Annotated in this window: 1 protein-coding gene; it reads right to left on the reverse strand. The window is 64.1% G+C overall.

Annotated features, from left to right (window positions below):
* A partial coding sequence (locus A3A9_RS40875; protein WP_033839189.1) for a DUF5801 repeats-in-toxin domain-containing protein occupies positions 1-1,422 on the reverse strand: 1,422 nt, incomplete at both ends.

The raw sequence follows: 1,422 nt of genomic DNA on the forward strand, positions 1-1,422 counted from the left end.
AGGTCCGGCCGTTGCAGTCAGGCCATAGACGACGGTGCCGGCGCCATCGGAACCGAAGGCCGAGGTGAAGTTGGCGGCGAAGTTCGCCGTGGCGTCTGTCGCCAGGTTGGTCTCGTCGACGGTCAGCACCGGCTGCGTCGTTGCATTTGCCGAGATCGACGGACCGTCATCATGGAAGTTCAGCGACTGGCCGATGTTCAGCGTCGCCGCCTGATGATCGCCGTCGCCGTCGGTCACCGTTGCCGTCAATGTCACCAGATTGGCCGCGGAAAGTGTCTTGTTGTCGTCGGCGTTGTTGGTGTCGGGATGGACAACGGCGCGGACCTGATCGAGCGTGACATTGGCGCCGCTCACTGTTGCCGTGAACACGATCGGGCCGCCTGCGGCGGTGCCGCTGTTCGTGCCTTCGCGGCCGACGACTTGCCCGCTTTCCAGGAACAGGAACACGTGATTGCCCGTTGCCGTGTCGACCAGTCCGGAATCGGCGCCGCTGGCGCTGACGCCCAGCGCATAGGTCACCGCGCCGGCGCCGTCGGCACCGTAAGCCGAGGTGAAGGCAGCGGCAAAGCTCGCCGTCGCATCCGATGTCAGAACCGTCTCGTCCACGGTCAGCGACACGGGCGTGCCGCTCAATCCGATCAACGGCACGTCGTCGACGACATCGATGGTGATGGTGTTGGTGATGGTGTTGCCGTGATTGTCGGTCGCCTGGTAGGTGAAGGTCTCGACATTGTTGACCGTGTCGGTGCCTTGCGTCGCAGGTCCGTGTACCGGCGTCGTCAGTGTGTAGCTGTAAGTGCCGTCAGGATTGAGGGTCAGCGTGCCGTGTGAGCCGGTCGGGCTGCCGACCAGCACAAAGCTATAGGGTCCGGTGCCGCCCGAAACATTGTCGGCCAGCGTGCCGGTCACCGTCTCGGCGGTGCTGGTCGGATTGCTGCCGGTCGCCAGCGCCGCCTCGTTGACCGTGGCATCCTCGTTCGACGCGGAGAGCCCTGAATCGGTCAGGTTGATGGTCAGCGTCGTCGTCGACAGGTCGCCGTCGCCATCCTTGATGGTGTAGACAAAAACGTCCGTGGTGTTCGAGGTGATGTCGTTGGCCGTCGATTGATAGGTGTAGGAGCCGTCGGTATTGAGATGCAGTGTGCCGTGTTGGCCGGCTATGTTGGTGCCGGCGCCGGTCAGCACCGAAGTCGTCGTGTCGAGGCCTGCGGCACGGACGCCGACAACGCCGCCTCCGACCGCATAGCCGTCGGCGCCCGAAATGTCGTTGGCCAAAACGCCTGCCGCCGCGGTCACGGTCAGCAAGCTGCCTTCGTTAACATTGCCCGTATCGGCATGCGCCGTCGGCACATCGTCGATGATATTGATGGTGAGGTTGCCGGCGGGAGCGCTGTCGCCGTCGGCGTCGGTTACAACCACGGC

Source organism: Mesorhizobium loti CJ3sym, assembly GCF_000472785.1.
Lineage (GTDB): Bacteria > Pseudomonadota > Alphaproteobacteria > Rhizobiales > Rhizobiaceae > Mesorhizobium > Mesorhizobium loti_E.